This window comes from Pseudomonas sp. 43(2021), from assembly GCF_017490805.1.
Lineage (GTDB): Bacteria > Pseudomonadota > Gammaproteobacteria > Pseudomonadales > Pseudomonadaceae > Aquipseudomonas.
Genome location: NZ_JAFGYJ010000003.1, coordinates 238,325 through 264,104, shown reverse-complemented (window position 1 = coordinate 264,104; position 25,780 = coordinate 238,325). Strand labels below are relative to the sequence as shown.

Below are 25,780 nucleotides of genomic sequence, written 5' to 3'. Positions count from 1 at the left end.
ATCTTCGCGGAACTTATTCCGCGTAGTTGCACTCGAAGGAACAAGTCACTTATTCCACCAAGGAGAAACACCCCCATGCGTAAACCTTTTGCTTTTGCTCTGATGCTGGCCGCAGCCATGGGCCTGGCCGCTTGCGATAAAGCGAGCGAAGACAAAGCCCAGGACGCACAGCAACACGCCGAACAAGCCCAGGAAAAAGCGGGCGAAGCTCAGGATAAGATGAACGAGGCTGCCAAGGAAAACGCCGAAGCCGCCAAAGATCAGGCCGAAGCCGAGCAGAAGGCTGCCGAAGAAGCCGCTCCGGCTACTCCGGCTCCAGAAGCCGCGCCAGCCGCCCCGGCAACAGAAGCTGCCCCAGCTGCACCGGCCGAACCTGCCAAGCAGTAATCGGCTAAAACAAGAAAACCCGACAATTGTCGGGTTTTTTTGTGCCTGAAACTTATGGATTAAACGTTTCAGGTACCCGCTGCGGTGGTTTCCTTGGCAGGTTCGATCGAGATACTTTCAGTCGGTGTGAACACCATCACATCCAGCACATCCGAATGGAACTCGCGGCGATACAGAATCAGCACTACCCCGACACTCATGACCATGAACAACCAAGGGCTGATGAACCAGCTCAACATGGCCATGCCGAAGTAATAGGAACGCAGGCCCAAGTTGAACTGGTTGGCGGCAAGTGACAGCACCCGAGCCGCCCGCGAGGCGAATGCCTTGCGCTCCAGTTCATTGACCAGCCGTTCGCCGATCATCGGCGCCGAGCCCACCAGTACTGCGGCGAAGTTGTATTGGCGCATGCACCAGCTGAAGGTGAAAAAGGCGTAGACGAACACCATGGCCAGGCACAGCAGCTTGATCTCCGACATGCCCTGGGAGGTCTGCTGCACCAGCGGCAGGTCGGCCAGCAGCGACAGCGCCCGGTCGGAGGCCCCGAGCACGGTGAGGATGCCTGCGAGGATGATCAGGGTGCTGGAGGCGAAGAACGAGGCGTTGCGCTCAAGGTTGCCGATCACGCTGGCATCGGCGATGCGGTTGTCGCGCAGCAGCATGCGGCGCATCCAGTCTTCGCGGTACAGGTGCAGCACACTGGCCAGGCACGCGGTATCGCGGCCCTTCCAGATGGCATAGCGGGTGTACCCGCCCCAGCACAGGGCGAACCAGGCGATGGCCAACAGGTTGTTGAAGTTGCTTTGGATGAAGTTCATGCAGGATTCCCGAGAGGGCCAGATACCTGAAGGATAGGGACCGGATTTCGACGCTGGCAAGCGGCAAAAGGCACACATCCATCCTGATATTTGCACTGCTCATCCCGGCCTCTCCGCGGGCACGCCCGCTCCCACAGGTACAGCGCCAATTCTGGTACAGGCAAAGAAAAAGCCCCGTATCCTCTCGGATACGGGGCTTTGAAGTTTCCACCCTTGGCGAGCACCCTTCGGCTTGTGGCCGGTGCCGCCCTCAGGCTTCGACTATCAGGCCAGCGCCTCGCGCGGCTTGCCGAGCATGCGGTCGCAGGCCACGGCGCCAACCAGGGTCACCACCGAAGGCACCAGCCAGGCCAGGCCCTGGTCGCTCAGCGGCAGGTGCGCCATGAAGTCCGGCAGCACGTGGGCAATGCTGCTGCCCTTGATCGCATCGACCATGCCGAACAGCAGCGACACCAGCATCACTGGCGCCAGGATGCGGGTTGGCGAGTTCCACAGGTCCTTCACGAAGCTCAGCCCGACCACCACGATGCACGGCGGGTAGATCGCGGTGAGCACCGGGATCGAGAACATGATCAGCTTGGTCAGACCGAGGTTGGAGATCAGCAGCGAGAAGCCCGCCAGGATCACCACCAGTGCGCGGTACGACAGCGGCAGGATCTGGCTGAAGTACTCGGCGCAGGCGCAGGTCAGGCCAACCGCGGTCACCAGGCAGGCCAGCGCGATCAGCACGGCGAGGAAGCCGCTGCCCAACGAGCCGAAGGTGTGCTGCACGTAGGCATGCAGTACCGCCGCACCGTTGGTGGCGTCAGCCGCGATTTCGTGGCTGGTGGCGCCCAGGCGGAACAGGCTGATGTACACCAGGGCCAGGCCGACACCGGCGATCAGGCCGGCAATGATGGCATAGCGGGTGATCAGCTTCGGCGACTCGACACCGCGCGAGCGGATGGCGTTGACGATGACGATACCGAACACCAGGGCACCCAGGGTGTCCATGGTCAGGTAACCATCGGAGAAGCCCTTGGAGAACGCCGCGGCAGCATAGGCCGGCTGCGCTTCACCAATGGTGCCGGCAGGCAGCGCGAAGGCAGCGATGCCCAGCACCGCCAGGGCGATGATCTTCAACGGCGCCAGGAAGCGACCCACGGTGTCGAGCAGCTTGCCCGGGTACATGGACACGGCCAGTACCACCAGGAAGTACACCAGGCTGTAGATGAACAGCGCCAGCGGGCTTTCGCCGGTCAGCGGTGCAACACCCACTTCGAACGACACGGTCGCGGTACGCGGGGTGGCGAACAGCGGGCCGACCGACAGGTAGCACACGGCCGCCAGCAGGCCACCGAAGAACTTGCCGATGGGGCTGCTCAAGGCATCCATGCCGCCGCCGACCTTGGCCAGGGCAACCACGGTGATGACCGGCAGGCCCACGGCAGTAACCAGGAAGCCCAGGGCGGCCATCCACACGTGCGGACCAGACTGCAGGCCGACGATAGGCGGGAAGATGATATTGCCCGCGCCTACGAAAAGCGCAAACGTCATAAAGCCAAGTGCCAGAATGTCCTGGCCTTTTAAAACTTTCATTTAAGGTAGTACCACACTGCTGAAATCGGGATTCGAGAAGGGATTTCCCCATGGGGTGGGGGAAATGCTGCCCGGCTTGATAAGCCAGACCCGTTTAGCGTGTCGTTCCCTTTTGGGGGACGGGCACAGAGTGAGCGCGTAGGGTAACTGTTTTGTCACTTAAACGCACTGGCACAGTGCTGCTTGTCCGATGTGCGTATCTGTTTGTCGTCTGTGCAACCGGGACAGGGGGATTATCCTCGCATTGAAACTTTCGTCTGCGTGAAAAACCCTATCAAACCCATCGAAAAATCCTTGCTGACTGTACTGGCCTCTTCGCGGGTAAACCCGCTCCCACAGGTACTTCACAATGCTCAAGGTTAGTGATTTCCGGTGGGAGCGGGTTTACCCGCGAAGGGGCCGACCCAGGAATACCCAAACCCCGGAAACGACAAAGGCCACCCGAAGGTGGCCTCTGTGCGCGTGGGGGGGTGTAGCAGTATTACTTCTTGACTTCCCAGCCAGTCAGCTCGGCCAGGGCCTTGCCGATGTCAGCCAGGGAACGCACGGTCTTCACACCAGCGTCCTGCAGGGCGGCGAACTTCTCGTCCGCAGTGCCCTTGCCGCCGGAGATGATGGCGCCAGCGTGGCCCATGCGCTTGCCCGCAGGTGCAGTAACACCAGCGATGTAGGAAACGACAGGCTTGGTGACGTTGGCCTTGATGTAGGCCGCGGCTTCTTCTTCAGCCGAACCGCCGATCTCACCGATCATGACGATCGCTTCGGTCTTCGGGTCTTCCTGGAACAGCTTCAGGATGTCGATGAAGTTGGAGCCCGGGATCGGGTCACCGCCGATGCCGACGCAGGTCGACTGGCCGAAACCGGCGTCGGTGGTCTGCTTCACAGCTTCGTAGGTCAGGGTGCCGGAACGCGAAACGATACCGACTTTGCCTGGCAGGTGGATGTGGCCTGGCATGATGCCGATCTTGCACTCGCCCGGGGTGATGACACCTGGGCAGTTAGGGCCGATCAGGGTCACGCCCAGCTCGTCGCACTTGACCTTGGCATCCAGCATGTCCAGGGTAGGAATGCCTTCGGTGATGCACACGATCAGCTTGATGCCGCCGAAGGCAGCTTCCAGGATCGAGTCCTTGCAGAAAGGAGCCGGAACGTAGATGACCGAAGCGTCAGCGCCGGTAGCTTCTACAGCTTCTTTCACAGTGTTGAACACTGGCAGGCCCAGGTGGGTGGTGCCACCCTTGCCTGGGGTTACACCGCCGACCATCTTGGTGCCGTAGGCGATGGCCTGTTCGGAGTGGAAAGTACCCTGCGAGCCGGTGAAGCCCTGGCAGATGACTTTGGTGTCTTTATTGATCAGGACGCTCATTACTTGCCCTCCGCAGCTTTGACAACTTGTTGAGCAGCGTCGGTCAGGCTGGTTGCCGCAATGATGTTCAAACCGCTTTCTGCCAGTACTTTAGCGCCCAGTTCGGCGTTGTTGCCTTCAAGGCGAACGACGACCGGAACTTTGACGCCGACTTCTTTCACTGCACCGATGATGCCTTCGGCAATCATGTCGCAGCGAACGATGCCGCCGAAGATGTTGACCAGTACGGCCGCGACATTGCTGTCGGACAGAATGATCTTGAACGCTTCGGTAACGCGCTCTTTGGTAGCACCACCGCCAACGTCGAGGAAGTTGGCCGGCTTGCCGCCGTGCAGGTTGACGATGTCCATGGTACCCATGGCCAGGCCGGCACCGTTGACCATGCAGCCGATGTTGCCTTCGAGGGCAACGTAGTTCAGTTCGAACTTGGCAGCGTGGGCTTCACGGGCGTCGTCCTGCGACGGGTCGTGGAAGGTTTTCAGCTTCGGCTGACGGTACATGGCGTTGGCGTCGATGTTGATCTTGGCATCGAGGCAGTGCAGGTCGCCGTCGGCCTTGATCACCAGCGGGTTCACTTCCAGCAGGGCCAGATCGTGATCCTTGAACAGCTTGGCCAGACCCACGAAGATCTTGGCGAACTGTTGAACTTGCTTGCCTTCCAGGCCCAGCTGGAATGCCAGCTCGCGACCCTGGAACGGCTGAGCGCCGACCAGCGGGTCGATGGTGGCCTTGAGGATCTTCTCAGGCGTTTCGTGAGCGACTTTCTCGATGTCCACGCCACCTTCGGTGGAGGCCATGAACACGATACGGCGGCTCGAACGATCGACTACAGCGCCCAGGTACAGCTCTTTGGCGATGTCAGTGCAGGATTCGACCAGAATCTTGGAGACGGGTTGACCGTTGGCATCGGTCTGGTAGGTAACCAGATTCTTGCCCAACCACTGTGCAGCGAACGCCTTGGCGTCTTCTTTGCTGCGAACCAGCTTGACACCGCCCGCTTTACCGCGACCACCGGCGTGAACCTGGGCTTTTACCACCCACTCGTTCCCGCCGATCTTGTCGCAGGCTTCTGCAGCTTGCTCAGGGGTATCGACAGCGAAACCCTTGGAAACTGGCAGGCCGTACTCAGCGAACAGCTGCTTACCCTGATACTCGTGAAGATTCATGCTTTTTACCGTCTTCGTTAGGTACTGCGCTTCGGCGCTGCGCCATCACTGGCGCCGCACCACCTGTGACCGTTGACCCCGGGTTTTCCCGTGTGATCCGGTCCGGCGGACTTTCCGCGGTGAGTCATGCACGCAAGACTCACGACGGGCAGCCCGCCGTGGTTTCTTATAATTAACGCTTCTTACGGTTGGCCACGTGAATGGCGCCGCCATTCACTGCCAGCGCTGCTTCATGCAACGCTTCGGACAGGGTCGGATGGCTGAAGACCATCATGCCCAGATCCTCGGCACTGGTGCCGAATTCCATTGCGATTGCGCCCTGCTGCACCAGTTCGGCAGCCGATGGGCCAATCACGTGTACACCCAGGACGCGGTCGGTCTTGGCATCGGCGATGACCTTGACGAAACCACCGGTGTCGTTGGCAGCCATCGCACGGCCGCTGGCCGCGAACGGGAAGGTGCCCACGTTAACCTCAACGCCCTCGGCCTTCAAGGCCTGTTCGGTCTTGCCGACCCACGCGATTTCCGGGTGGGTGTAGATGACCGACGGGATCAGGTCGTAGTTCATCTGGGCCTTGTGGCCCTTGATGCGCTCGACCACCATGATGCCCTCTTCCGAAGCCTTGTGGGCCAGCATCATGCCGCGCACCACGTCACCGATGGCGTAGACGCCCGGCACGCTGGTAGCGCAGTAGTCGTCGACGAAGATGTAGCCACGCTCGTCGATGGTCACGCCGCTGTCGGCAGCCAGCAGGTCAGTGGTCACCGGGCGACGGCCGACCGCGACGATCAGCTTGTCGAAGGTGATCTTCTGCTCGCCGTTGGCGTCGGTGTAGGTCACTTCGACTTCGTTGCCGTTGACTTTCGAGCCGGTGACGCGCGCGCCCAGCTTGATGTCCAGGCCTTGCTTGGTCAGGGTCTTCTGGGCTTCTTTCGACACTGCGGTGTCGGCAGCCATCAGGAAGGTGTCCAGGGCTTCCAGAACGGTGACTTCAGCACCCAGGCGAGCCCATACCGAGCCCAGTTCCAGGCCGATCACGCCAGCACCGATAACACCCAGGCGCTTCGGCACGGCCTGGAATTCCAGGGCGCCGGTGGAGTCGACGATGACGTTCTGGTCGACCGGAGCCGGCGGAATGTCGATCGGACGCGAGCCGGAAGCCAGAATCACGTTCTCGGCTTCGATGACTTCGGTGGTGCCGTCAGCCTTGGTCACTTCGACTTTCTTGCCTGCCAGCAGCTTGCCGTGGCCCTGGATCGAAGTTACGCCGTTGGCCTTGAACAGGGTGGCAACGCCACCGGTCAGGTTCTTGACGATGCCAGCCTTGCGGCCAACCATCGCGGCGACGTCCATCTTCACTTCGCCAGTGGAGATACCGTGGACGTTGAAGCTCTCTTTGGCTTCCTTGTACTTCCAGGAGCTGTCCAGCAGCGCCTTGGAAGGAATGCAACCTACGTTCAGGCAGGTGCCGCCCAGGGCCAGTTTGCCCTCGGCGTCGGTGTACTTCTCGATACAGGCAGTCTTCAGACCAAGTTGTGCGGCCTTGATGGCAGCCACATAGCCGCCAGGACCTGCACCAATCACCACTACGTCGAATTTCTGGGTCATAAAAGATTCCTTATCAGCTACAAGCTACAAGCCGCGGACCGCGCGGCATGGCTTCCTGCGAAGCCAGGGCCGGCACGGTACGCAGCCAGAGGGTTAGATGTCCAGCAGCAGGCGAGACGGATCTTCCAGCAGGTTCTTGATGGTGACCAGGAAGGTTACCGCTTCCTTGCCGTCGATCAGGCGGTGATCGTACGACAGCGCCAGGTACATCATCGGGCGAATCACTACCTGGCCATTGATGGCCATCGGGCGCTGGATGATGTTGTGCATGCCGAGAATAGCGGCCTGCGGCGGGTTGACGATCGGGGTCGACATCATCGAACCGAAGGTACCACCGTTGGTGATGGTGAAGGTGCCGCCGGTCATCTCTTCAATGGCCAGCTTGCCGTCACGGGCCTTCTTGCCGAAGGTGGCGATGCCGTTCTCGATTTCAGCCAGGCTCATCGACTCGGCGTTACGCAGTACCGGTACCACCAGGCCACGGTCGCTGGACACGGCAACGCCGACGTCGGCGTAGCCGTGGTAGACGATGTCGTTGCCGTCGATCGAGGCGTTGACAGCCGGGAAGCGCTTCAGGGCTTCGGTGGCAGCCTTGACGAAGAACGACATGAAGCCCAGGCGTACGCCGTTGTGGGTCTTCTCGAACAGGTCCTTGTACTTCGAACGCAGGGCCATGACTTCGGTCATGTCGACTTCGTTGAAGGTGGTCAGCATGGCCATGCTCGACTGGGCTTCGACCAGACGCTCGGCGATCTTGGCACGCAGGCGGGTCATCGGCACACGCTTCTCGGTGCGGTCGCCAGCGGCAACCACAACCGGGGCAGCAGCGGCAGCAGCGGCAGGCTTGGCAGCCGCAGCAGGCGCCGACTTCTTGTTGGCGACGGCAGCGACGACGTCTTCCTTGGTGATGCGACCACCTTTGCCAGTGCCGGCAACGGTAGCCAGGTCGATGCCGTTCTCTTCAGCCAGCTTGCGCGCGGCCGGGGCGGCAACCGGGTCGTCTTCGCCAGCGTCGGCAGCAGCGGCAGCCGGGGCAGCAGCGGCCGGGGCGGCAGCTGGTGCAGCGGCGGCAGCACCGCCTTCAACGATCGAACCCAGCACTTCGTCGGACAGGACGGTGTCGCCCTCGCCCTTGACGATGGCGCCCAGCACGCCATCGGCGGTGGCCAGCACTTCCAGGACGACCTTGTCGGTCTCGATGTCGACGATCAGCTCGTCACGCTTGACGGCATCGCCCGGCTGTTTGTGCCAGGTGGCAACGGTGCCATCGGCAACCGATTCCGGGAAGGTTGGGGCTTTGATCTCGATAGCCATTATCTGTGTTTCCTTAAATTCGGTTTCAGGTGCGCGAAGGCATTAAACAGTGAAGGCATCTTGCAGCAGTTTTTCCTGCTGCTCGGCGTGCTTCGATGCGTAACCACAGGCTGGCGCGGCGGAAGCGTCGCGGCCGGCGTACTCCAGGACCAGTGCCTTGTTGAGGCGGCCCAGGATACGGCGCATGTGGTGCTGGCTGCTGTACCAGGCGCCCTGGTTCATCGGCTCTTCCTGACACCAGACCGCATGCTTGAGGTTGGTGTAAGGCGCCAGGATTTCGACCAGGTCGTCCTCAGGGAACGGATACAGCTGCTCGATACGCACGATGGCGATGTCTTCGCGGCCTTCGGCACGGCGTTTTTCCAGCAGGTCGTAGTAAACCTTGCCGCCGCACAGGACCAGGCGCTCGACCTTGGCCGGATCGAGGCTGTCGATTTCCGGGATGACGGTCTGGAACGAACCTTCTGCCAGGTCTTCCAGGGTCGAGATGGCCAGCTTGTGGCGCAGCAGCGACTTCGGCGTCAGGACGATCAGCGGCTTGCGCAGCGGACGGATGACCTGGCGACGCAGCAGGTGGTAGATCTGGGCCGGGGTGGTCGGTACGCAGACCTGGATGTTGTGCTCGGCGCACAGCTGCAGGTAACGCTCCAGGCGCGCGGAGGAGTGCTCCGGGCCCTGCCCTTCATAACCGTGTGGCAGCAGCATGGTCAGACCGCACAGACGGCCCCACTTGTGCTCGCCGCTGGTGATGAACTGGTCGATCACCACTTGCGCACCGTTGGCGAAGTCACCGAACTGGGCTTCCCAGATCACCAGCGCGTTCGGCGTGGTGGTCGAGTAGCCGTATTCGAAGGCCAGTACCGCTTCTTCCGACAGGAAGGAGTCGTACAGTTCGAATTGCGGCTGGCCCGGGAACAGGTTCTTCAGCGGTACGTAGGTGCTGGCGTCCTTCTGGTTGTGCAGCACCGCGTGACGGTGCGAGAAGGTGCCACGGCCGATGTCCTGACCGGTCATGCGGATCGGGTGACCTTCGAACTGCAGGGTGGCGTAGGCCATGGTCTCTGCATAACCCCAGTTGATCGGCAAGCCACCGGCCTGCATCTTCTGGCGATCTTCGTAGATCTTGGCGACCTGGCGCTGGACGACGAAGCCTTCCGGGATCTCCAGCAGCTTGGCCGACAGTTCCTGCAGGGTCTTGAGGTCGAAGCGGGTGTCGTGACGCGCGGTCCAGGCATGGCCCAGGTACGGACGCCAGTCGACGAACAGCTCACGGTTCGGCTCCTTGACCAGGCTCTTCACCACGTGCAGGCCGTTGTCCAGCGCGCTGCGGTATTCGTCGATCTTGGCCTGGGCGCGCTCGGCATCGATGCGGCCGGCCTGGATCAGTGCCTCGGCGTACAATTCACGCGTCGTGCGCTGCTTGCTGATCTGCTGGTACATCAGAGGCTGGGTGCCGTTCGGCTCGTCGGCCTCGTTGTGGCCGCGGCGGCGGTAGCAGACCAGGTCGATGACCACGTCACGCTTGAACTGCATGCGGTAGTCGATGGCCAGCTGGGTCACGAACAGCACGGCTTCCGGGTCGTCGCCGTTCACGTGCAGGATCGGCGCCTGGATCATCTTGGCAACGTCGGTGGCGTACTCGGTGGAGCGCGCGTCCAGCGGGTTGCTGATGGTGAAACCAACCTGGTTGTTGATCACGATGTGCACGGTGCCGCCGGTCTTGAAACCGCGGGTCTGCGACATCTGGAAGGTTTCCATGACCACGCCCTGGCCGGCGAACGCTGCGTCGCCGTGGATCGAGATCGGCAGCACCTTGTCGCCAACGGTGTCGTTGCGGCGGTCCTGACGGGCGCGCACCGAACCCTCGACCACTGGCGAGACGATTTCCAGGTGGGACGGGTTGAACGCCATGGCCAGGTGCACTTCGCCGCCCGGGGTCATCACGTTCGAGGAGAAGCCCTGGTGATACTTCACGTCACCGGAGCCCAGCTCGTTCATCTTCTTGCCTTCGAACTCGTCGAACAGCTCGCGCGGGTTCTTGCCGAAGGTGTTGACCAGAACGTTCAGACGGCCACGGTGGGCCATGCCGATCACGACTTCCTTGGTGCCGTAGGAACCGGAACGCTGGATCATCTCGTCCAGCATCGGGATCAGGCTTTCGCCGCCCTCGAGGCCGAAACGCTTGGTGCCCGGGTACTTGGTGCCCAGGTATTTCTCAAGGCCTTCACCGGCGGTTACGCGCTCGAGCAAATGGGCCTGCACGTCAGCGGAAAACTCCGGACGGCCGCGCACGCTTTCCAGGCGCTGCTGGAACCAGCTGCGCTGCTCGGAATCGACGATGTGGGTGAACTCGGCGCCAATGGTGCGACAATATGTCTTCTGGAGCGCCTCGAAGATCTCGCGTAGGCTCGCCTCCTCTTTGCCGATGAACAGGTCGCCGGCACGGAAGGTCGTATCAAGATCGGCATTGGTCAAGCCGTAGTGATTGATCGACAGGTCTACGGGCGCAGGACGCTGCCACAACCCCAACGGGTCGAGCTTGGCAGCCTGATGGCCGCGCATACGATAGGCCTGGATCAGTCGCAGAACTTCAACCTGCTTCTTCTCGTGTTCACTGCTCACGCTCCCGGCGGATACCGGTTGGGCGCGGCGCTGGTTCTTTGCCAGCAGTACGAAATGGTCGCGGATTGTCGAGTGCGATACATCGGTAGCGGTGCTGCCGTCGGCGGGCAACTTCTGGAAGTAGGTGCGCCACTCTTCTGGCACAGCGTTAGGGTCGTGCAGGTAGAGCTCATAAAGCTCTTCCACATATGCAGCGTTACCACCTGAAAGGTGGGCGCTTTCCCACATGCGCTGCATCACGCTTTCTTGCATGCTTGGTCACCCTCGGTTAGGGGACTGATCGGCGAGAGCCACAGCAAACCTGGAAAAGTCCGAATACAGCGACTGAACCACGCCACTTGGATCCTGCTGATTTTCCGGGTACCAGCCCGGAAGCCCCTGCTGGTCTCATATCTTCATAGGTAATGAACGCAGGCTTTGTGGGCCCTTGTTCGGGTTTTACCGCAGTGCGGGCTCACCACCCGCACCTCGGCTTACTGCAGGTACAACACTTTGTATCAGGTACCGCTTTGCAGCAGCATGTTACGTACGTGGCCGATTGCCTTGGTCGGGTTCAGACCTTTCGGGCAAACGTTGACGCAGTTCATGATCCCGCGGCAGCGGAATACGCTGAACGGGTCATCCAGGGACGCCAGGCGCTCCTGGGTCTTGGTGTCACGGCTGTCGGCCAGGAAGCGATAGGCCTGCAGCAGTGCGGCGGGGCCCAGGAACTTGTCCGGGTTCCACCAGAACGATGGGCAGGAAGTCGAGCAGCAAGCGCACAGGATGCACTCGTACAGGCCGTCCAGCTTGTCGCGGTCTTCTGGCGACTGCAGGCGCTCGATGGCCGGCGCCGGGGTGTCGTTCTGCAGGTACGGCTTCACCTTCTCGTACTGCTTGTAGAAGATGCTCATGTCGACGACCAGGTCACGAATGACCGGCAGGCCCGGCAGCGGGCGCAGAACCAGCTTGTTGCCCTTCACCACCGCCGACAGCGGGGTGATGCAGGCCAGGCCGTTCTTGCCGTTCATGTTCATGCCGTCGGAACCGCAAACGCCTTCACGGCAGGAGCGACGGTACGAGAAACCTTCGTCCTTTTCCTTGATCAGCGCCAACACATCGAGAACCATCAGGTCCTTGCCGCCGGTATCGACGTCGAACGACTCCATTTTTGGCGCCGAGTCGGTGTCCGGGTTGTAACGATAAACTTCGACTTTCAACATAGCAGCCACCCTTAGTAAGTCCGGACTTTTGGTTCGAAGGCTGGAACAGTCTTCGGCGCAAAGTTGACGCCGCGCTTGGCAACGCGCTTCTCACCCGGGTAGTACAGGGTGTGGCACAGCCAGTTTTCGTCGTCACGGTCTTCGAAGTCTTCACGGGCGTGAGCGCCGCGGGACTCTTTACGGGCTTCGGCCGCGATGGCGGTAGCTTCGGCGACTTCCAGCAGGTTCTGCAGCTCCAGCGCTTCGATACGCGCAGTGTTGAAGGCCTGGGACTTGTCGTTGATCTTGACGTTGGCAATACGGTCACGCAGGCCGGCCAGCTGCTCGATACCCTTCTGCATGTATTCGCCAGTACGGAATACACCGAAGTAGTTCTGCATGCAGCTCTGCAGTTCGCGCTTGAGGCTGGCAACGTCTTCGCCAGTGGTACGCTCGTTGAGCTTGTTCAGGCGGTTCAGGGCAACATCGATATCGGTGTCGCTGGCGTCGCGGTATTCCACGCCGTCGGACAGCGATTTTTCCAGGTGCAGGCCAGCGGCACGACCGAATACCACCAGGTCGAGCAGCGAGTTGCCACCCAGACGGTTGGCACCGTGGACCGATACGCACGCCACTTCACCCACGGCGAACAGACCCGGGATGATGTGGTCCTTGCCTTCGGCGTCCATGGTGATGGCCTGGCCATGAATGTTGGTGGCAACGCCGCCCATCATGTAGTGGCAGGTCGGTACGACCGGAACCGGCGCGACCACCGGGTCGACGTGGGCGAAGGTCTTGGACAGTTCGCAGATACCTGGCAGGCGGCTGTGCAGCACTTCCTCGCCCAGGTGGTCCAGCTTCAGCAGTACGTGGTCCTTGTTCGGGCCCACGCCGTTGCCGGCGATGATTTCCTTGACCATGGAACGGGCAACCACGTCGCGGCCGGCCAGGTCTTTCGCGTTCGGCGCGTAACGCTCCATGAAGCGCTCGCCGTGGGCGTTGATCAGGTAGCCACCTTCACCGCGGCAACCTTCGGTAACCAGTACACCGGCCCCGGCGATGCCGGTCGGGTGGAACTGCCACATCTCGATGTCCTGCACCGGCACGCCTGCACGCAGCGCCATGCCGATACCGTCACCGGTGTTGATCAGGGCGTTGGTGGTGGAGGCGTAGATACGACCGGCACCGCCAGTGGCCAGAACGGTGGCCTTGGACTTGATGTACATGGTTTCGCCGGTTTCGATGCAGATCGCGATCACACCGACGAACGCGCCGTCCTGGTTCTTCACCAGGTCAACAGCGTAGTACTCGTTGAGGAAGGTAGTGCCGGCCTTCAGGTTGCCCTGGTACAGGGTGTGCAGCAGCGCGTGACCGGTACGGTCGGAAGCAGCACAGGTACGGGCGGCCTGGCCACCTTTACCGAAGTCCTTGGACTGGCCACCGAACGGACGCTGGTAGATGCGACCGGTTTCGGTACGCGAGAACGGCAGGCCCATGTGGTCCAGCTCGAAGACCGCAGCCGGGCCTTCCTGACACATGTATTCGATAGCGTCCTGGTCACCGATGTAGTCGGAGCCTTTGACGGTATCGTACATGTGCCAGCGCCAGTCGTCGTTCGGGTCGGCCGAAGCGATGGCGCAGGTGATGCCGCCCTGGGCGGATACAGTGTGCGAACGGGTCGGGAAGACCTTGGTGACCACGGCAGTCTTGTGACCGCCTTGAGCCAGCTGCAGCGCAGCGCGCATGCCGGCACCGCCGCCACCGATGATGATGGCGTCGAAGGAAATGGTTGGAATGCTAGCCATGGATCAGATACCCCAGAGAATCTGCACACCCCAGACGAAGTAAGCGAACATCGCAACGCCGCATACCGCCTGGAACAGGAAACGAATCGCAGTTGCCGACTTGCCGAACGACATTGGCGTCAGGTAGTCGGTTGCAATGGTCCACATGCCGACCCAGGCGTGAGCGCCCAGGGCAACGAGGGCCAGCAGACTGAAGATCCGCATCGCGTTGTTGGAGAACAGACCATGCCACTGGGTGTAGTCGATGCCTGGGTGGGCGACCACGTAGCCGATCAGGAAGAGGAAGTAAGCCGCGAGAACGACCGCAGAAACGCGCTGCGCCATCCAGTCATAGAGGCCCGAACGCGACAGGTTCGTGACATTGGTTACCATACCCAAACTCCCACCAGAACGATCAGCACCACGGAGATGACGATCACGATTTTCGAGCCCAGCTTGCCGCCTTCCAGCGTCTCACCGATACCCATGTCCATGATCAGGTGACGTACACCTGCCACGAGGTGATAAAGCAGGGCGGATAGCAGGCCCCAGGTCACGAATTTGGCCAGCGGGCTGGTCAGACACGCCTTCACCTCACCAAAGCCTTCCTCGGAACCCAGCGACTTGCCCAGTGCATAAAGCATGATGGCAAGGCCGAGGAACAGGATGACGCCGGAGATACGGTGCAGGATGGACGTGTACGCAGTGACGGGGAGCTTGATGGTCCTTAGGTCTAGGTTTACAGGTCGTTGGCTTTTCACGGCTTTTTTCACACTGAAGAGCCCCTAGCGAATCAGGGCAAAGTTGTTGGTAAGTGTACTGGTCAGGTACCCACCACCCAGGGAACGGCGACCCCCAGCAGTTCGGGCTTGCAAGCCCCTGGCGGTCGGGTTGCGAGTATAGACAGTTAGGCTGCTTATGACAACGTGAGGGGGTAGCCCAAATAGCGCATTGCCTTTAACGGACAAAAGGCGTAAATGGGCGAGAATTTCGTGAAAAATCAGGCCTCAATGCCTGTTTCAACAAGCCTTTAGGCAAATTGACATCTGAATTTATCCCTCTATAGTGGTGCGGGCCCTGCGTGGGGGGTCTGTCTGATGATTTCAAGCATTAATAGGAGGCCACATGGCTGACAAAAAAGCGCAGTTGGTCATCGAGGGCGCTGCCCCCGTCGAGCTGCCCATTTTAACCGGCACCGTTGGTCCTGATGTAATCGACGTCCGCGGGTTGGGGGCCACTGGTCACTTCACCTTCGACCCTGGTTTCATGGCGACTGCCTCGTGCGAGTCGAAGATCACCTACATTGACGGCGACAAAGGTATCCTGCTGCACCGCGGCTACCCGATCGAGCAGCTCGCTGAAAAATCCGACTACCTCGAAACCTGCTACCTGCTGCTCAACGGCGAACTGCCGAATGCCGAGCAGAAGGCCCAGTTCGTCAGCACCGTAAAGAACCACACCATGGTTCACGAGCAGCTGAAGTCCTTCTTCAACGGCTTCCGCCGCGACGCTCACCCGATGGCGGTGATGTGCGGCGTGGTCGGCGCCCTGTCGGCGTTCTATCACGACTCCCTGGACATCAATAACCCGCAACACCGCGAAATTTCCGCGGTGCGCCTGGTCGCCAAGATGCCGACCCTGGCCGCGATGGTTTACAAGTACTCCATGGGCCAGCCGATGATGTACCCGCGCAACGACCTGTCGTACGCGGAAAACTTCCTGCACATGATGTTCAACACCCCGTGCGAGATCAAACCGATCAGCCCGGTGCTGGCCAAGGCGATGGACCGGATCTTCATCCTCCACGCCGACCACGAGCAGAACGCCTCCACCTCCACCGTTCGTCTGGCCGGCTCGTCGGGTGCCAACCCGTTCGCCTGTATCGCCGCCGGTATCGCCGCACTGTGGGGCCCGGCCCACGGCGGTGCGAACGAAGCGGTCCTGACCATGCTCGATGAAATCGGCGATGTCTCGAACATCGACAAGTTCATCGCCAAGGCCAAGGACAAGAACGACCCGTTCAAGCTCATGGGCTTCGGTCACCGCGTGTACAAGAACCGCGACCCGCGCGCCACCGTGATGAAGCAGACCTGCGACGAAGTCCTGCGCGAGCTGGGCATCAAGAACGACCCGCAGCTGGAACTGGCCATGCGCCTGGAAGAGATCGCCCTGACCGATCCGTACTTCATCGAGCGCTCGCTGTACCCGAACGTCGACTTCTACTCGGGGATCATCCTCAAGGCAATCGGCATTCCGACCAGCATGTTCACCGTGATCTTCGCCCTGGCACGTACCGTGGGCTGGATCTCGCACTGGAAAGAAATGCTCTCCAGCCCGTACAAGATCGGCCGCCCGCGCCAGCTGTACACCGGCGAGCAGAAGCGCGACATCGTTGCGCTGCAGGACCGCAAGTAAGCTTCCATAGCCGAACGCAAAAAGGCTGCCCTCGGGCAGCCTTTTTTATTCCTCCTGTGCCGACCTCTTCGCGGGTAAACCCGCTCCCACAGGGCCTTCACAGACCCGGAGGATTGTGAGAACCCTGTGGGAGCGGGTTTACCCGCGAAGAGGCCAGTACAGACAGTACAAAGCCTCAGTTTTTCTCAGCCCGCTCCCGCAACCCTTTCAGGGTATTGAACGGCGCATCCACCACGAACTTGTTGGCCACCATCGCCGGCACGCTACCACCTGGCTCGGTGTGTACCTGATAGGTCACCTCCGTGCTGTCGCCCTTGGGCACCAGTTTCCAGAAGCCTTCGACCTTCGCCACCCGCACAAAGCCCTTCTCTTCCGGGATGTAGGTCGGCTCTTCCTTCAGGTTGCGTACCAGGCTGCCATCAGCCTGCTTCACCGTGGTCACATGCAATACCGAGTCCCGCGGCGTCACCGGCCATGGCGTATTGAACTGGGTGTAGGTCCAGCTCTGGTCACCTTCATGCTTGAGCAGCTTCTGCGACTTGCACTCATGAATCCATTTGCAGGCACCTACCACGTCTTCCTGCAACGCCTGCACCTTGGCCAGCGGCGCCTTGATCACGGTGACGCCTTGATAGGCCTTGTACTTGGAACCGGCCACTTCACTGAGGGAAACCTTGATCCCCTCCTCGTCCTTGGCCACCTGCCAGTTTTCGGCCCAGGCCGCAGGCGACAGCAGAACACCCATGCCACACAGCAGAGCAATACGCTTGAACGATCTCATCATGTTTATCCTTGTTGTCGAAGATCCAGCCTGTCACGCCGCCGTCATCTGCTCCCACCAACCGAGAATCCTGATGGCCTCGTCACGGTCATTGCCGCACACCTCGACATCCGCCTTGAAACCGCCACACACCGCCGGCCGCTCGGGCTTGCCGAACAGGTCGCAGAGGTTGTCTACGGTCAGGTGCAGGCAGCGCTCGCCAGCCGGCTTGCCATTGGGCATGCGCGGCATCGCAGAGGTGATGGACGGGGCAATGCAGCAGGCACCACAGCCCTCACGGCAATTCATGGCTATTCACCAAAATCAGGACTCCCTGGAACAAAACGGGACGAACGTCCCTGGATAGTAACCGCTCAAACAGGCGTTTGAAATTGCTGGCACGATGAAATCTGCCATGACCCGGCAGTCAGTTCGCCGACTACTGGCGGTACTCGAAATCGATGGCCGCCCCTTCCACGTCGCGACGGCTGTCATTGCGCAGTTGCAGCTGCATTTCGTTGCTGATCAGCCGACCATTGAGCTGGAACGGGCTGTCATCGGCCTCTGGCTTTTCAGTGAACATGGGCGGCAGCAAAGGTTTACGTCGCTGGATCGGCGCAAGGCTGCCCACATTCGGCTCCAGGCTATTGACCATATCGGCAGGCAGGCTGAGGTCGAGCTTTGCCTTGGGCAACGGCTGGGCAACCTCTTTGCTCACGGGCTTGCGTGCCGGCCTGGCCTTGCTGTTGCCGGCTTTCCTGGCCGCCTGCTTGTGCGCTGGCTTGGCTGCGGCTTTCTGCACCGGCTTGGCTTTCTGCACCGGTTTGGCCGCCTGCGCCTGGCCTGCCGGCTGCGCAGCCTGGGCAGCACCAGCCAGACTGCAAAGCGGTACAAGGCACAAGATCAGGGCAAAACGGCGCAAAGCATTCATGGCAAATGGACAGGCTGGCAGGAAAAGTGCGTATGCTCCCTGTTCCGCAGGCGCGTGGCAAGCCTACAAAAGCGCGGCCGCTGGCTCCCGGCACAATTGCTGAGCCAGCAGGCCGAGAGTGATCACCGCGCGCTCGGCTTCCTTGTTCCAAGGTATACCGCAATTAAGGCGGATGCAGTGGTTGAATTGCTCGGTGTTACTGAAGATCAGCCCGGGCGCAATACTGATGCCCTGCTCCAGCGCGCGCACATGCAGCTCCTGGGTGTTGACCCGCCCGGGCAGGCTCACCCACAGGATGAAACCGCCCGTCGGCCGGGTCATCTGGGTACCCTCGGGGAAGTGCTGCTGCACCGCCAACTGATAGGCACTGAGGTTCTTGCGGTACTCCTGGCGGATGTAACGCAGGTGCCGGTCGTAGCCGCCATTCTCCAGGTAGGCCGCCACACCCATCTGCGTCACGCTGCAGGCCGAGTGGGTGGTAAAGGTTTGCAGGCGCTGGATTTCGTCCCGATAGCGCCCGGCAATCATCCAGCCTACGCGTACACCGGGGGACAGGGTCTTGGAAAAACTCGAGCAATAGATCACCCGGTCCAGCCGGTCGAATGCCTTCAGCGCCTTGGTCTTGCCCTGCTCGAACATCAGCTCGCCATAGATGTCATCCTCGACGATCTGGATATCGAAGTCCGACGCCAGGCGCAGCAACTGCTTCTGTCGCTCCTCCGGGACGGTGCCGCCCAGCGGGTTGCTAAGGCGCGCAGTCAGCACCAGGGCCTTGATCGACCACTGATTGGCCGCCAGCTGCAAGGCTTCGAGGCTGATGCCGGTGGACGGGTCACTGGGGATCTCGATCACCTTCAGGCCCAGCAGGTCGGCCAGCTGCAACAGCCCGTAATAGGTGGGTGATTCGGCGGCAATCAAGTCGCCGGGACGGGTCAGCACGCGCAGTGACATCTGCAGCGCATCGACGCAGCCATGGGTCACGATCACTTCACGCGGGTCGACCAGCACGCCGGCATCACGCATGCGAATGGCGATCTGCCGGCGCAGCGGCTCGAAACCGGGGCTGAACATGTAGCTGAAGGCGCGCGGGCTGTGAAAGCGCGTCACCTTGGCGATCTGCTGGTGCAGGGCCCGGACCGGCAAGTAGTCGACGTGCGGCACCGCGGCGCCGAACGGGAACACGCCATCACGGCGAGCTTCGGTCAGTACCTGCTGGATGATACTGGCACGGGTGACCAGGCCGGGGCGCTCCACCCGGGCGATGTCCGGGGTCTGCGCAGTCAGGGCCGGGGTCTGGTGCACGTAGTAGCCGGACTGCGGCCGCGCACGGATCAGCCCCTGATCCTCGAGATTGGCATAGGCCTGCAGCACCGTGGCATGGCTGACATTGAGCTGGGCGCTCATCTTGCGCACGGAGGGTACCCGCTCGCCTGGCTGGTAGACACCGCGACGGATGTCATCGGCCAGTTGCTGGGCGATACGCTGGTACAGCAACAGGTTGGTCATGGCTTTATCTCGACGCGCGGACTGGCTCGTTATTCTTGTGTAGCTCACTGACAGTAGAGAATACCGTAACAGTTGCAAAGTGTACTGGGACAGATCGCAGGATAGTCAACAATACAGTTGCGTGACAGCTATAGAAACGATCAAGCCCGGCTAGCCCGACGAAAAGCCGGGGCTGCTTCGCAGCCCCCTTTTCACATGATTCAGCGCGCTGGCGCCAGCTTGCCCTTGTCATCGGAGAACACGATCTCCACGCGGCGGTTCTGCGCCCTGCCCCGCTCCGAGGCATTGGCCTCGATCGGGTACTGGTCGCCATACCCCTCGACCTGCAGGCGCTTTTCGTCAATCCCCAGGTCCACCAGCATGTCGGCCACGGCCTGCGCCCGATCACGGGACAGCTTCAGGTTGTCCTCCGCCGGGCCGGTGCTGTCGGTATAACCCTCGATTCGCACCACCCGGCGCGGGTTGAGCTGAAGGAACTGCACCAGCTTGAGCACGGTACGGCTGGCCGAGTTCTTCAGGTCGGCACGACCGGTGTCGAACAGCACGTCACCCAGGGTCATCACCAGGCCACGGTCGGTCTGCTCCGAGGCCAGCGCGGCAATCTGCGACTCGATCCACTTGCCCTGCTGCTGCACACTGGCCAGCTTGGCCTCGCGCAGGGCCAGCTGCAGGCGCTGGCGCTCCAGGTCGAGCTTGGCCTGGCGTTCCTGGTTCAGCGCCAGCTTGGCATGCTCGCTGGCAATCTCGCTGTAACGCTGGCTCAGGTAGGCGTAATGGCGCACGTCGGCACCGGTGCCGATATAGCTGGACAGGCGCTCGGCGCGAGCCAGCGACTCGCCTGCGCGAATCACGTCACGCGGTGCGCTGCGCAGCACATCGGAATCATCCTTGACCTTCTGGAAGGCTGCGGTGGCTTCATCCAGCGCTGCGCTGCTGCGCTGGCTGGCGCAACCTTGAAGACCTGCCGACAGCGCCAGCACTGCCAGCGCAGCCAATGGCATGCGACGGATCATGGCTGCACCTCCAGCTGCTTGCGCAGGCGCTTGACCCGCGACTGCAGCAGTTGCAGCTGCTCTTCGCTCTTCTGGTTCAGCACCTGGGCCTCGGCCAGGCGCGCATCCAGCTCGGCCTGCTCGGCACGCATGCGCGCATCGCGGTAGTCTTCGGTGAGCATATTGGTCTTGGCCCGGGCCAGCTTGTCTTCGGCCAGCTTGAGCGCTTCGACCTGTTCGGTGGCACCGACGGCCCTGGCCTGCTCCAGTGCCTGTTCGGAAATGCGCATCTGCTCGTTAGGGGCCGGATCGTTGGCGCAGCCAGCCAGGCCGAGCACGGCCAGGGCAAGGATTAGTGGTTGGGTTCTCACGCAATCTTCCTAGTGTTTGGGGGCGTCCGACGGCACCTGCAGCTGTGCTTTCCAGCGCTCGACATTACGTTGCAGCACGGCCTCGGACGCACCGGAGATCGGCAATTCTGTCAGTTTTTTTGCCAGTTGCCCACGCAACCAGCTGTCATTGCAGGCCGAGTTGTGCGACAGGGCCAGGTACAGGCCCGGCCGATCCACCGGCAGGCCGCGGGCGATCAGGTCATTGCTCATGCCCAGGCTCTGGACCATGGCCATGCCTGAATAGCGGCCAGCGAGCACATAATCCACCTGGCCAAGCACCAGTTTCTGGAACGCCTGGGTCAGGTTCTGTGCCGGCACCAGCTTCAGCTGGGCCTTGGCGAAAGCGGTAAAGGCCGGGGTCAGCCGCGCGCGCTCGGACAAGCTGCCCTGATACTGGGCCAGGTCCGCCGGGCCTTCGAAGACCAGTGTGGCGTCGTGGCGCGTCCACACCAGGTATTCGTTGAGCTGCAGGGGTGGGTGGAGGTAGTCCAACGCGGTCAGTTGCTCCACCTGCATGGGGGTGTCGAGCAGCAGGTCCATGCGCCCGCTACGCACTTCTTCCAGCGCCTGGTCACGACGGCCGGCGTTCAGCACCTCCACCTTCACGCCCAGCTCGCCAGCCACCTGGCGCAGCAGGTCGACGTTGGCGCCAATCAGGTGTTTCGGGTCGCTCGGGTCTTGCCATGAATAGGGCGGCGCATCGGGGCTACCGGTTGCCACCAGGCGTTCGCACTTGCCTGCCGCCATGACCAGCGGCGACACCAACAACGCCGTGCATGCCAGCACCCTGCCTGCTTTACGCAGCACCATTGCTCACTCCTTGTATTGCTTGGCCTGGCCCAATCGCCGGCAAGCCAGCTCCCACAGGCACAGCGCCGCCCTTGAGAACTGTACTGTACCTGTGGGAGCTGGCTTGCCGGTGATTGGGCCGGAACAGACCACAAAAAAACCCGGCCCCCTGTGCGAGGGCCGGGTTCTTTATAAGTGAAGCAGGCGGATCAGACCAGCTTTTCCAGCTCCGGAACCGCTTCGAACAGGTCAGCGACCAGGCCGTAGTCGGCTACCTGGAAGATCGGTGCTTCTTCGTCCTTGTTGATCGCCACGATCACCTTGGAGTCTTTCATGCCGGCCAGGTGCTGGATCGCGCCAGAGATGCCGACGGCGATGTACAGCTGCGGCGCAACGATCTTGCCGGTCTGGCCGACCTGCATGTCGTTCGGCACGAAGCCGGCGTCGACGGCGGCGCGCGAAGCACCGACGGCAGCACCGAGCTTGTCGGCCAGGCTGTACAGGTGCTTGAAGTTGTCACCGTTGCCCATGCCACGGCCGCCGGAAACGACGATCTTGGCAGCGGTCAGTTCTGGGCGGTCGGACTTGGCCAGCTCTTCGCCAACGAAGGCCGAGATGCCGGCGTTGTGGGCAGCGCCGACGGCCTCGATGGCAGCCGAACCACCTTCGGCGGCCACGGCGTCGAAGCCGGTGGTACGCACGGTGATGACCTTGATGGCCGCGCTCGATTGCACGGTGGCAATGGCGTTACCGGCATAGATCGGGCGCTTGAAGGTGTCGGCGGACTCGACCGAGATGATCTCGGAAATCTGGTCCACATCCAGCAGCGCAGCAACGCGCGGCAGGATGTTCTTGCCATTGGTGGTGGCCGGGGCCAGCACGTGGCTGTAGCCCTTGGCCAGCTCGACGATCAGCGGCGCAACGTTTTCCGGCAGGACATGGGCGTAGGCAGCATTATCGGCAACCAGCACCTTGGCCACGCCAGCGATCTTGGCAGCAGACTCGGCAACGCCGCCCACGTTCTGGCCAGCGACCAGCACGTGCACATCACCACCGATCTTGGCGGCAGCGGCAACAGTGTTCAGGGTGGCCGGGGCTACGGCACCGTTCTCGTATTCAGCGACAACCAGGATAGTCATTTAGATTACCTTCGCTTCGTTCTTCAGCTTCTCGACCAGTTCGGCCACCGATTTGACCTTGATACCCGCGCTGCGGGCAGCCGGGGCTTCAACTTTCACGGTCTTGTTGGTGGAGGCGAGGGAAACGCCCAGCGCGTCTGGAGTGACGGTCTCCAGCGGCTTCTTCTTGGCCTTCATGATGTTCGGCAGCGACGCGTAGCGCGGCTCGTTCAGGCGCAGGTCGGTGGTGACGATGGCTGGCAGGTTCAGCGCAACGGTCTGCAGGCCGCCATCGATTTCACGGGTGACGTTCAGCTTGTCGCCCGCCACTTCCACCTTGGAGGCGAAGGTGCCTTGAGCGTAGCCGGTCAGCGCAGCCAGCATCTGGCCAGTCTGGTTGTTGTCGCTGTCGATGGCCTGCTTGCCGAGGATGACCAGCTGCGGCTGCTCTTTGTCGACAACGGCTTTCAGCGCCTTGGCCACGGCCAGGGAGTTCAGTTCGTCAGCGGCCTCGACCAGGATGGCGCGGTCGGCACCCAGGGCCAGGGCGGTACGCAGCTGCTCCTGAGCAGTGGCCGGGCCGACGGAAACGACGACGATCTCGGTCGCAACGCCCTTTTCCTTCAGGCGTACGGCTTCTTCCACGGCGATTTCGCAGAAGGGGTTCATGGACATCTTGACGTTAGCAAGGTCGACGCCGGAGTTGTCCGCTTTGACACGAACCTTGACGTTGTAGTCGACCACTCGTTTGACAGCTACAAGAACCTTCATGGATTCCTCGTTACTCTCCGGTGAATAGATAGTCGCCTGGGGCTGAGCCCTGCGATGCGCGTGGGTACAAGGGCACCTCTAAAAACGTACCGGGAGGCGGTAACTTCACAGTGACCGAACAGTCTTGTCCGGACTCTTGCGACAAATACTCACGGGTCATTTTCTGTCGTGGCGTGTAAACTCCACTACAAACCGGCCCAAGGCCGCAAAACCCTGCTCCACACCTGGTCTTTAGAGGTGTACCTGCGCCCGGCTGCAAGCCTACGGCGAACGTAAAACCGCTCGTATCTTGACCGTAACACCCAATCCGGTCAATACGGCAAATCGGTCACCCTCCAGCCGCGCTCCTGTGATTTTACTGGCCTGCGGCAAATTCAAACAAACGTTTGTATTGGACCCGCCAAGTGGTGTAGATATAATGCGCGGCCAAGACAAAACGGTGTAGTCCGTCATTTGCCCAGCTACAGTTCCGCCGTTGCGTAGAACCGCTGCGAATGCCCCCGCGCACCCATAAGACAAAGCAACAGCACGAGCCTTGATGAGTAGGAGAGAACCAGTGGAACGCGAATACATGGAATTCGACGTGGTCATCGTCGGCGCCGGCCCGGCGGGCCTGTCCGCCGCCTGCCGCCTGAAGCAGAAGGCCGCCGAAGCCGGTAGCGAAATCAGCGTCTGCGTGGTGGAAAAAGGCTCTGAAGTCGGCGCCCACATCCTCTCCGGCGCGGTGTTCGAACCCCGTGCCCTGAACGAGCTGTTCCCCGACTGGAAAGCGCTCGGCGCGCCGCTGAACACCGAAGTGAAGCGCGACGACATCTACGTGCTCAAGGATGCCGGCAGCTCGACCAAGGTGCCTGACCTGTTCGTGCCCAAGACCATGCACAACCAGGGCAACTACATCATTTCGCTGGGCAACCTGTGCCGCTGGCTGGCCCAGCAGGCCGAGAACCTGGGCGTGGAAATCTACCCGGGCTTCGCCGCCCAGGAAGCACTGTTCGACGACAACGGCGTGGTCCGCGGCATCGTCACCGGTGACCTCGGTGTCGACCGTGAAGGCAACCCGAAGGACGGCCTGTACACCCCGGGCATGGAACTGCGCGCCAAGTACACCCTGTTCGCCGAAGGCTGCCGTGGCCATATCGGCAAGCAACTGATCAAGCGCTTCAACCTTGACAGCGAGGCCGACGTCCAGCACTACGGCATCGGCCTGAAGGAAATCTGGGAAATAGACCCGGCCAAGCACGAGCAGGGCCTGGTGGTGCACACCGCTGGCTGGCCGCTGGACGTGATGGCCAAGGACAACACCGGTGGTTCGTTCCTCTATCACCTGGAAAACAACCAGGTAGTGGTCGGCCTGATCGTCGACCTGTCCTACGCCAACCCGTACCTGTCGCCGTTCGACGAGTTCCAGCGCCTGAAGCACCACCCGGTGATGAGCCAGTACCTCGAAGGCGGCAAGCGCATCAGCTACGGTGCCCGTGCCATCTGCAAGGGCGGCTTCAACTCGCTGCCGAAGATGGTATTCAACGGTGGCGCGTTGATCGGCTGTGACCTGGGCACCCTGAACTTCGCCAAGATCAAGGGCAGCCACACTGCGATGAAGTCTGGCATGCTGGCCGCCGAAGCAGTGGCTGACGCACTGATCGCCGGCAGCGAAGGCGGTGACCAGCTGAACGGCTACGTCAGTGCCTTCAAGGCCAGCTGGCTGTACGAAGAACTGTTCGCCAGCCGCAACTTCGGCCCGGCCATGCACAAGTTCGGCCCGCTGCTGGGCGCGGCGTTCAACTATGTGGACCAGAACTGGTTCGGCGGCAAGCTGCCGTTCACCCTGCACGACACCAAGCCGGACTACGCCTGCCTGAAGCTGGCGGCCGAGTCGCAGAAGATCGACTACCCGAAACCGGACGGCAAGCTCAGTTTCGACAAGCTCAGCTCGGTATTCCTCTCCAGCACCAACCACGAAGAGGAACAACCCTGCCACCTGAAGCTGACCGACCCGAACGTGCCGATCGCCAGCAACCTGCCGCTGTACGACGAGCCGGCCCAGCGCTACTGCCCGGCGGGCGTGTACGAAGTGGTCACCCAGGAAGACGGCAGCAAGCGCTTCCAGATCAACGCGCAGAACTGCGTGCACTGCAAGACCTGCGACATCAAGGACCCGGCCCAGAACATCACCTGGGTCACCCCTGAAGGCGCTGGCGGGCCGAACTACCCGAACATGTAAGGCCGCTGCTCTTGCGCTAACGAAAAGCCCCCGGTTCTCACGAGCCGGGGGCTTTTTATT

23 protein-coding genes are annotated in these 25,780 nt (G+C 61.5%); 3 read left to right on the top strand and 20 right to left on the bottom strand.

What is annotated here, in order from left to right; translation table 11 throughout:
• Window positions 1-75 precede the first annotated feature (75 nt).
• Entirely contained in the window at window positions 76-387 is a 312-nt protein-coding gene (locus J5M71_RS04210) for a hypothetical protein (protein ID WP_063912714.1), read from the top strand.
• A gap of 68 nt (window positions 388-455) precedes the next feature.
• On the opposite strand, the gene J5M71_RS04205 is transcribed toward J5M71_RS04210, so the two are convergent.
• The 11 genes from J5M71_RS04205 to sdhC form a co-directional block, all read right to left on the bottom strand.
• Complete coding sequence (locus tag J5M71_RS04205) at window positions 456-1,205, bottom strand: DUF599 family protein (protein WP_207830100.1); 750 nt, start codon at window positions 1,203-1,205, stop codon at window positions 456-458.
• 264 nt (window positions 1,206-1,469) lie between these two features.
• Window positions 1,470-2,783 carry a branched-chain amino acid transport system II carrier protein gene (brnQ, locus tag J5M71_RS04200; protein WP_015271095.1) on the bottom strand — a complete coding sequence of 438 codons (1,314 nt, stop codon included), beginning with the start codon at window positions 2,781-2,783 and terminating at the stop codon, window positions 1,470-1,472.
• Between the two features lie 481 nt (window positions 2,784-3,264).
• The gene (sucD, locus tag J5M71_RS04195; RefSeq protein WP_004376004.1) at window positions 3,265-4,149 is read right to left on the bottom strand and encodes a succinate--CoA ligase subunit alpha; all 885 of its coding nucleotides are present in this window, start codon (window positions 4,147-4,149) and stop codon (window positions 3,265-3,267) included.
• On the bottom strand, window positions 4,149-5,315 hold the full coding sequence (gene sucC, locus J5M71_RS04190) for an ADP-forming succinate--CoA ligase subunit beta (RefSeq protein WP_003254205.1): 1,167 nt from the start codon (window positions 5,313-5,315) through the stop codon (window positions 4,149-4,151). The genes sucD and sucC overlap by 1 nt, the downstream gene beginning before the upstream one ends.
• A 172-nt stretch (window positions 5,316-5,487) precedes the next feature.
• Window positions 5,488-6,924: a dihydrolipoyl dehydrogenase gene (gene lpdA, locus J5M71_RS04185; RefSeq protein WP_013973439.1), complete on the bottom strand. Its 1,437-nt coding sequence runs from the start codon at window positions 6,922-6,924 to the stop codon at window positions 5,488-5,490.
• A 93-nt stretch (window positions 6,925-7,017) separates the two neighbouring features.
• Window positions 7,018-8,238 (bottom strand): 2-oxoglutarate dehydrogenase complex dihydrolipoyllysine-residue succinyltransferase, encoded by a 1,221-nt coding sequence (odhB, locus tag J5M71_RS04180; protein ID WP_063912716.1) that lies wholly within the window; start codon window positions 8,236-8,238, stop codon window positions 7,018-7,020.
• Window positions 8,239-8,280: 42 nt separating this feature from the next.
• Entirely contained in the window at window positions 8,281-11,112 is a 2,832-nt protein-coding gene (locus tag J5M71_RS04175) for a 2-oxoglutarate dehydrogenase E1 component (RefSeq protein WP_063912717.1), read from the bottom strand.
• Between the two features lie 245 nt (window positions 11,113-11,357).
• Complete coding sequence (locus J5M71_RS04170; RefSeq protein ID WP_063912718.1) at window positions 11,358-12,062, bottom strand: succinate dehydrogenase iron-sulfur subunit; 705 nt, start codon at window positions 12,060-12,062, stop codon at window positions 11,358-11,360.
• A gap of 11 nt (window positions 12,063-12,073) precedes the next feature.
• Window positions 12,074-13,846 carry a succinate dehydrogenase flavoprotein subunit gene (gene sdhA / locus J5M71_RS04165; protein ID WP_063912719.1) on the bottom strand — a complete coding sequence of 591 codons (1,773 nt, stop codon included), beginning with the start codon at window positions 13,844-13,846 and terminating at the stop codon, window positions 12,074-12,076.
• A gap of 3 nt (window positions 13,847-13,849) precedes the next feature.
• Window positions 13,850-14,218, bottom strand: coding sequence for a succinate dehydrogenase, hydrophobic membrane anchor protein (gene sdhD / locus J5M71_RS04160; RefSeq protein WP_003254214.1), 369 nt, complete (start codon window positions 14,216-14,218; stop codon window positions 13,850-13,852).
• Window positions 14,212-14,598: a succinate dehydrogenase, cytochrome b556 subunit gene (gene sdhC / locus J5M71_RS04155; RefSeq protein WP_012315350.1), complete on the bottom strand. Its 387-nt coding sequence runs from the start codon at window positions 14,596-14,598 to the stop codon at window positions 14,212-14,214. The genes sdhD and sdhC overlap by 7 nt, the downstream gene beginning before the upstream one ends.
• A gap of 352 nt (window positions 14,599-14,950) precedes the next feature.
• Here sdhC and gltA point away from each other — a divergent pair, with 352 nt between their 5' ends.
• The gene (gltA, locus tag J5M71_RS04150; protein WP_013973445.1) at window positions 14,951-16,240 is read left to right on the top strand and encodes a citrate synthase; all 1,290 of its coding nucleotides are present in this window, start codon (window positions 14,951-14,953) and stop codon (window positions 16,238-16,240) included.
• A 175-nt stretch (window positions 16,241-16,415) separates the two neighbouring features.
• Here the strand turns inward: gltA and J5M71_RS04145 are convergent, their stop codons facing one another.
• The 9 genes from J5M71_RS04145 to J5M71_RS04105 form a co-directional block, all read right to left on the bottom strand.
• Window positions 16,416-17,021, bottom strand: coding sequence for an START domain-containing protein (locus J5M71_RS04145; protein ID WP_207830098.1), 606 nt, complete (start codon window positions 17,019-17,021; stop codon window positions 16,416-16,418).
• 33 nt (window positions 17,022-17,054) lie between these two features.
• Window positions 17,055-17,309, bottom strand: coding sequence for a YkgJ family cysteine cluster protein (locus J5M71_RS04140; protein ID WP_046615097.1), 255 nt, complete (start codon window positions 17,307-17,309; stop codon window positions 17,055-17,057).
• A 130-nt stretch (window positions 17,310-17,439) separates the two neighbouring features.
• Window positions 17,440-17,931, bottom strand: coding sequence for a hypothetical protein (locus J5M71_RS04135; RefSeq protein ID WP_207830096.1), 492 nt, complete (start codon window positions 17,929-17,931; stop codon window positions 17,440-17,442).
• A gap of 63 nt (window positions 17,932-17,994) precedes the next feature.
• Window positions 17,995-19,437, bottom strand: a complete 1,443-nt coding sequence (locus tag J5M71_RS04130) for a PLP-dependent aminotransferase family protein (RefSeq protein WP_063912722.1) — start codon at window positions 19,435-19,437, stop codon at window positions 17,995-17,997.
• Window positions 19,438-19,637: 200 nt separating this feature from the next.
• On the bottom strand, window positions 19,638-20,450 hold the full coding sequence (locus tag J5M71_RS04125; protein WP_207830094.1) for an OmpA family protein: 813 nt from the start codon (window positions 20,448-20,450) through the stop codon (window positions 19,638-19,640).
• Entirely contained in the window at window positions 20,447-20,800 is a 354-nt protein-coding gene (locus J5M71_RS04120; RefSeq protein WP_063912724.1) for a DUF4398 domain-containing protein, read from the bottom strand. Before J5M71_RS04120 ends, J5M71_RS04125 begins: the two co-directional genes overlap by 4 nt.
• A 9-nt stretch (window positions 20,801-20,809) precedes the next feature.
• Entirely contained in the window at window positions 20,810-21,631 is an 822-nt protein-coding gene (locus tag J5M71_RS04115; protein ID WP_207830092.1) for a transporter substrate-binding domain-containing protein, read from the bottom strand.
• 188 nt (window positions 21,632-21,819) lie between these two features.
• A complete protein-coding gene (locus tag J5M71_RS04110; protein WP_013973453.1) occupies window positions 21,820-22,749 on the bottom strand; it encodes an FAD-binding protein in 930 nt (309 codons plus the stop codon).
• On the bottom strand, window positions 22,750-23,499 hold the full coding sequence (locus J5M71_RS04105; protein ID WP_207830090.1) for an electron transfer flavoprotein subunit beta/FixA family protein: 750 nt from the start codon (window positions 23,497-23,499) through the stop codon (window positions 22,750-22,752). It lies immediately after the preceding gene.
• Between the two features lie 538 nt (window positions 23,500-24,037).
• On the opposite strand from J5M71_RS04105, the gene J5M71_RS04100 reads away from it, so the two are divergent.
• Window positions 24,038-25,720, top strand: a complete 1,683-nt coding sequence (locus tag J5M71_RS04100) for an electron transfer flavoprotein-ubiquinone oxidoreductase (protein ID WP_207830088.1) — start codon at window positions 24,038-24,040, stop codon at window positions 25,718-25,720.
• The last annotated feature ends 60 nt before the right edge of the window (window positions 25,721-25,780 follow it).

Coding starts and splice junctions, on each gene's coding strand:
- J5M71_RS04210 (WP_063912714.1), top strand. CDS start 76: ATGCGTAAACCTTTTGCTTTTGCTCTGATGCTGGCCGCAGCCATGGGC.
- J5M71_RS04205 (WP_207830100.1), bottom strand. CDS start 1,205: ATGAACTTCATCCAAAGCAACTTCAACAACCTGTTGGCCATCGCCTGG.
- brnQ (WP_015271095.1), bottom strand. CDS start 2,783: ATGAAAGTTTTAAAAGGCCAGGACATTCTGGCACTTGGCTTTATGACG.
- sucD (WP_004376004.1), bottom strand. CDS start 4,149: ATGAGCGTCCTGATCAATAAAGACACCAAAGTCATCTGCCAGGGCTTC.
- sucC (WP_003254205.1), bottom strand. CDS start 5,315: ATGAATCTTCACGAGTATCAGGGTAAGCAGCTGTTCGCTGAGTACGGC.
- lpdA (WP_013973439.1), bottom strand. CDS start 6,924: ATGACCCAGAAATTCGACGTAGTGGTGATTGGTGCAGGTCCTGGCGGC.
- odhB (WP_063912716.1), bottom strand. CDS start 8,238: ATGGCTATCGAGATCAAAGCCCCAACCTTCCCGGAATCGGTTGCCGAT.
- J5M71_RS04175 (WP_063912717.1), bottom strand. CDS start 11,112: ATGCAAGAAAGCGTGATGCAGCGCATGTGGGAAAGCGCCCACCTTTCA.
- J5M71_RS04170 (WP_063912718.1), bottom strand. CDS start 12,062: ATGTTGAAAGTCGAAGTTTATCGTTACAACCCGGACACCGACTCGGCG.
- sdhA (WP_063912719.1), bottom strand. CDS start 13,846: ATGGCTAGCATTCCAACCATTTCCTTCGACGCCATCATCATCGGTGGC.
- sdhD (WP_003254214.1), bottom strand. CDS start 14,218: ATGGTAACCAATGTCACGAACCTGTCGCGTTCGGGCCTCTATGACTGG.
- gltA (WP_013973445.1), top strand. CDS start 14,951: ATGGCTGACAAAAAAGCGCAGTTGGTCATCGAGGGCGCTGCCCCCGTC.
- J5M71_RS04145 (WP_207830098.1), bottom strand. CDS start 17,021: ATGAGATCGTTCAAGCGTATTGCTCTGCTGTGTGGCATGGGTGTTCTG.
- J5M71_RS04140 (WP_046615097.1), bottom strand. CDS start 17,309: ATGAATTGCCGTGAGGGCTGTGGTGCCTGCTGCATTGCCCCGTCCATC.
- J5M71_RS04135 (WP_207830096.1), bottom strand. CDS start 17,931: ATGAATGCTTTGCGCCGTTTTGCCCTGATCTTGTGCCTTGTACCGCTT.
- J5M71_RS04130 (WP_063912722.1), bottom strand. CDS start 19,437: ATGACCAACCTGTTGCTGTACCAGCGTATCGCCCAGCAACTGGCCGAT.
- J5M71_RS04125 (WP_207830094.1), bottom strand. CDS start 20,450: ATGATCCGTCGCATGCCATTGGCTGCGCTGGCAGTGCTGGCGCTGTCG.
- J5M71_RS04115 (WP_207830092.1), bottom strand. CDS start 21,631: ATGGTGCTGCGTAAAGCAGGCAGGGTGCTGGCATGCACGGCGTTGTTG.
- J5M71_RS04110 (WP_013973453.1), bottom strand. CDS start 22,749: ATGACTATCCTGGTTGTCGCTGAATACGAGAACGGTGCCGTAGCCCCG.
- J5M71_RS04105 (WP_207830090.1), bottom strand. CDS start 23,499: ATGAAGGTTCTTGTAGCTGTCAAACGAGTGGTCGACTACAACGTCAAG.
- J5M71_RS04100 (WP_207830088.1), top strand. CDS start 24,038: ATGAGTAGGAGAGAACCAGTGGAACGCGAATACATGGAATTCGACGTG.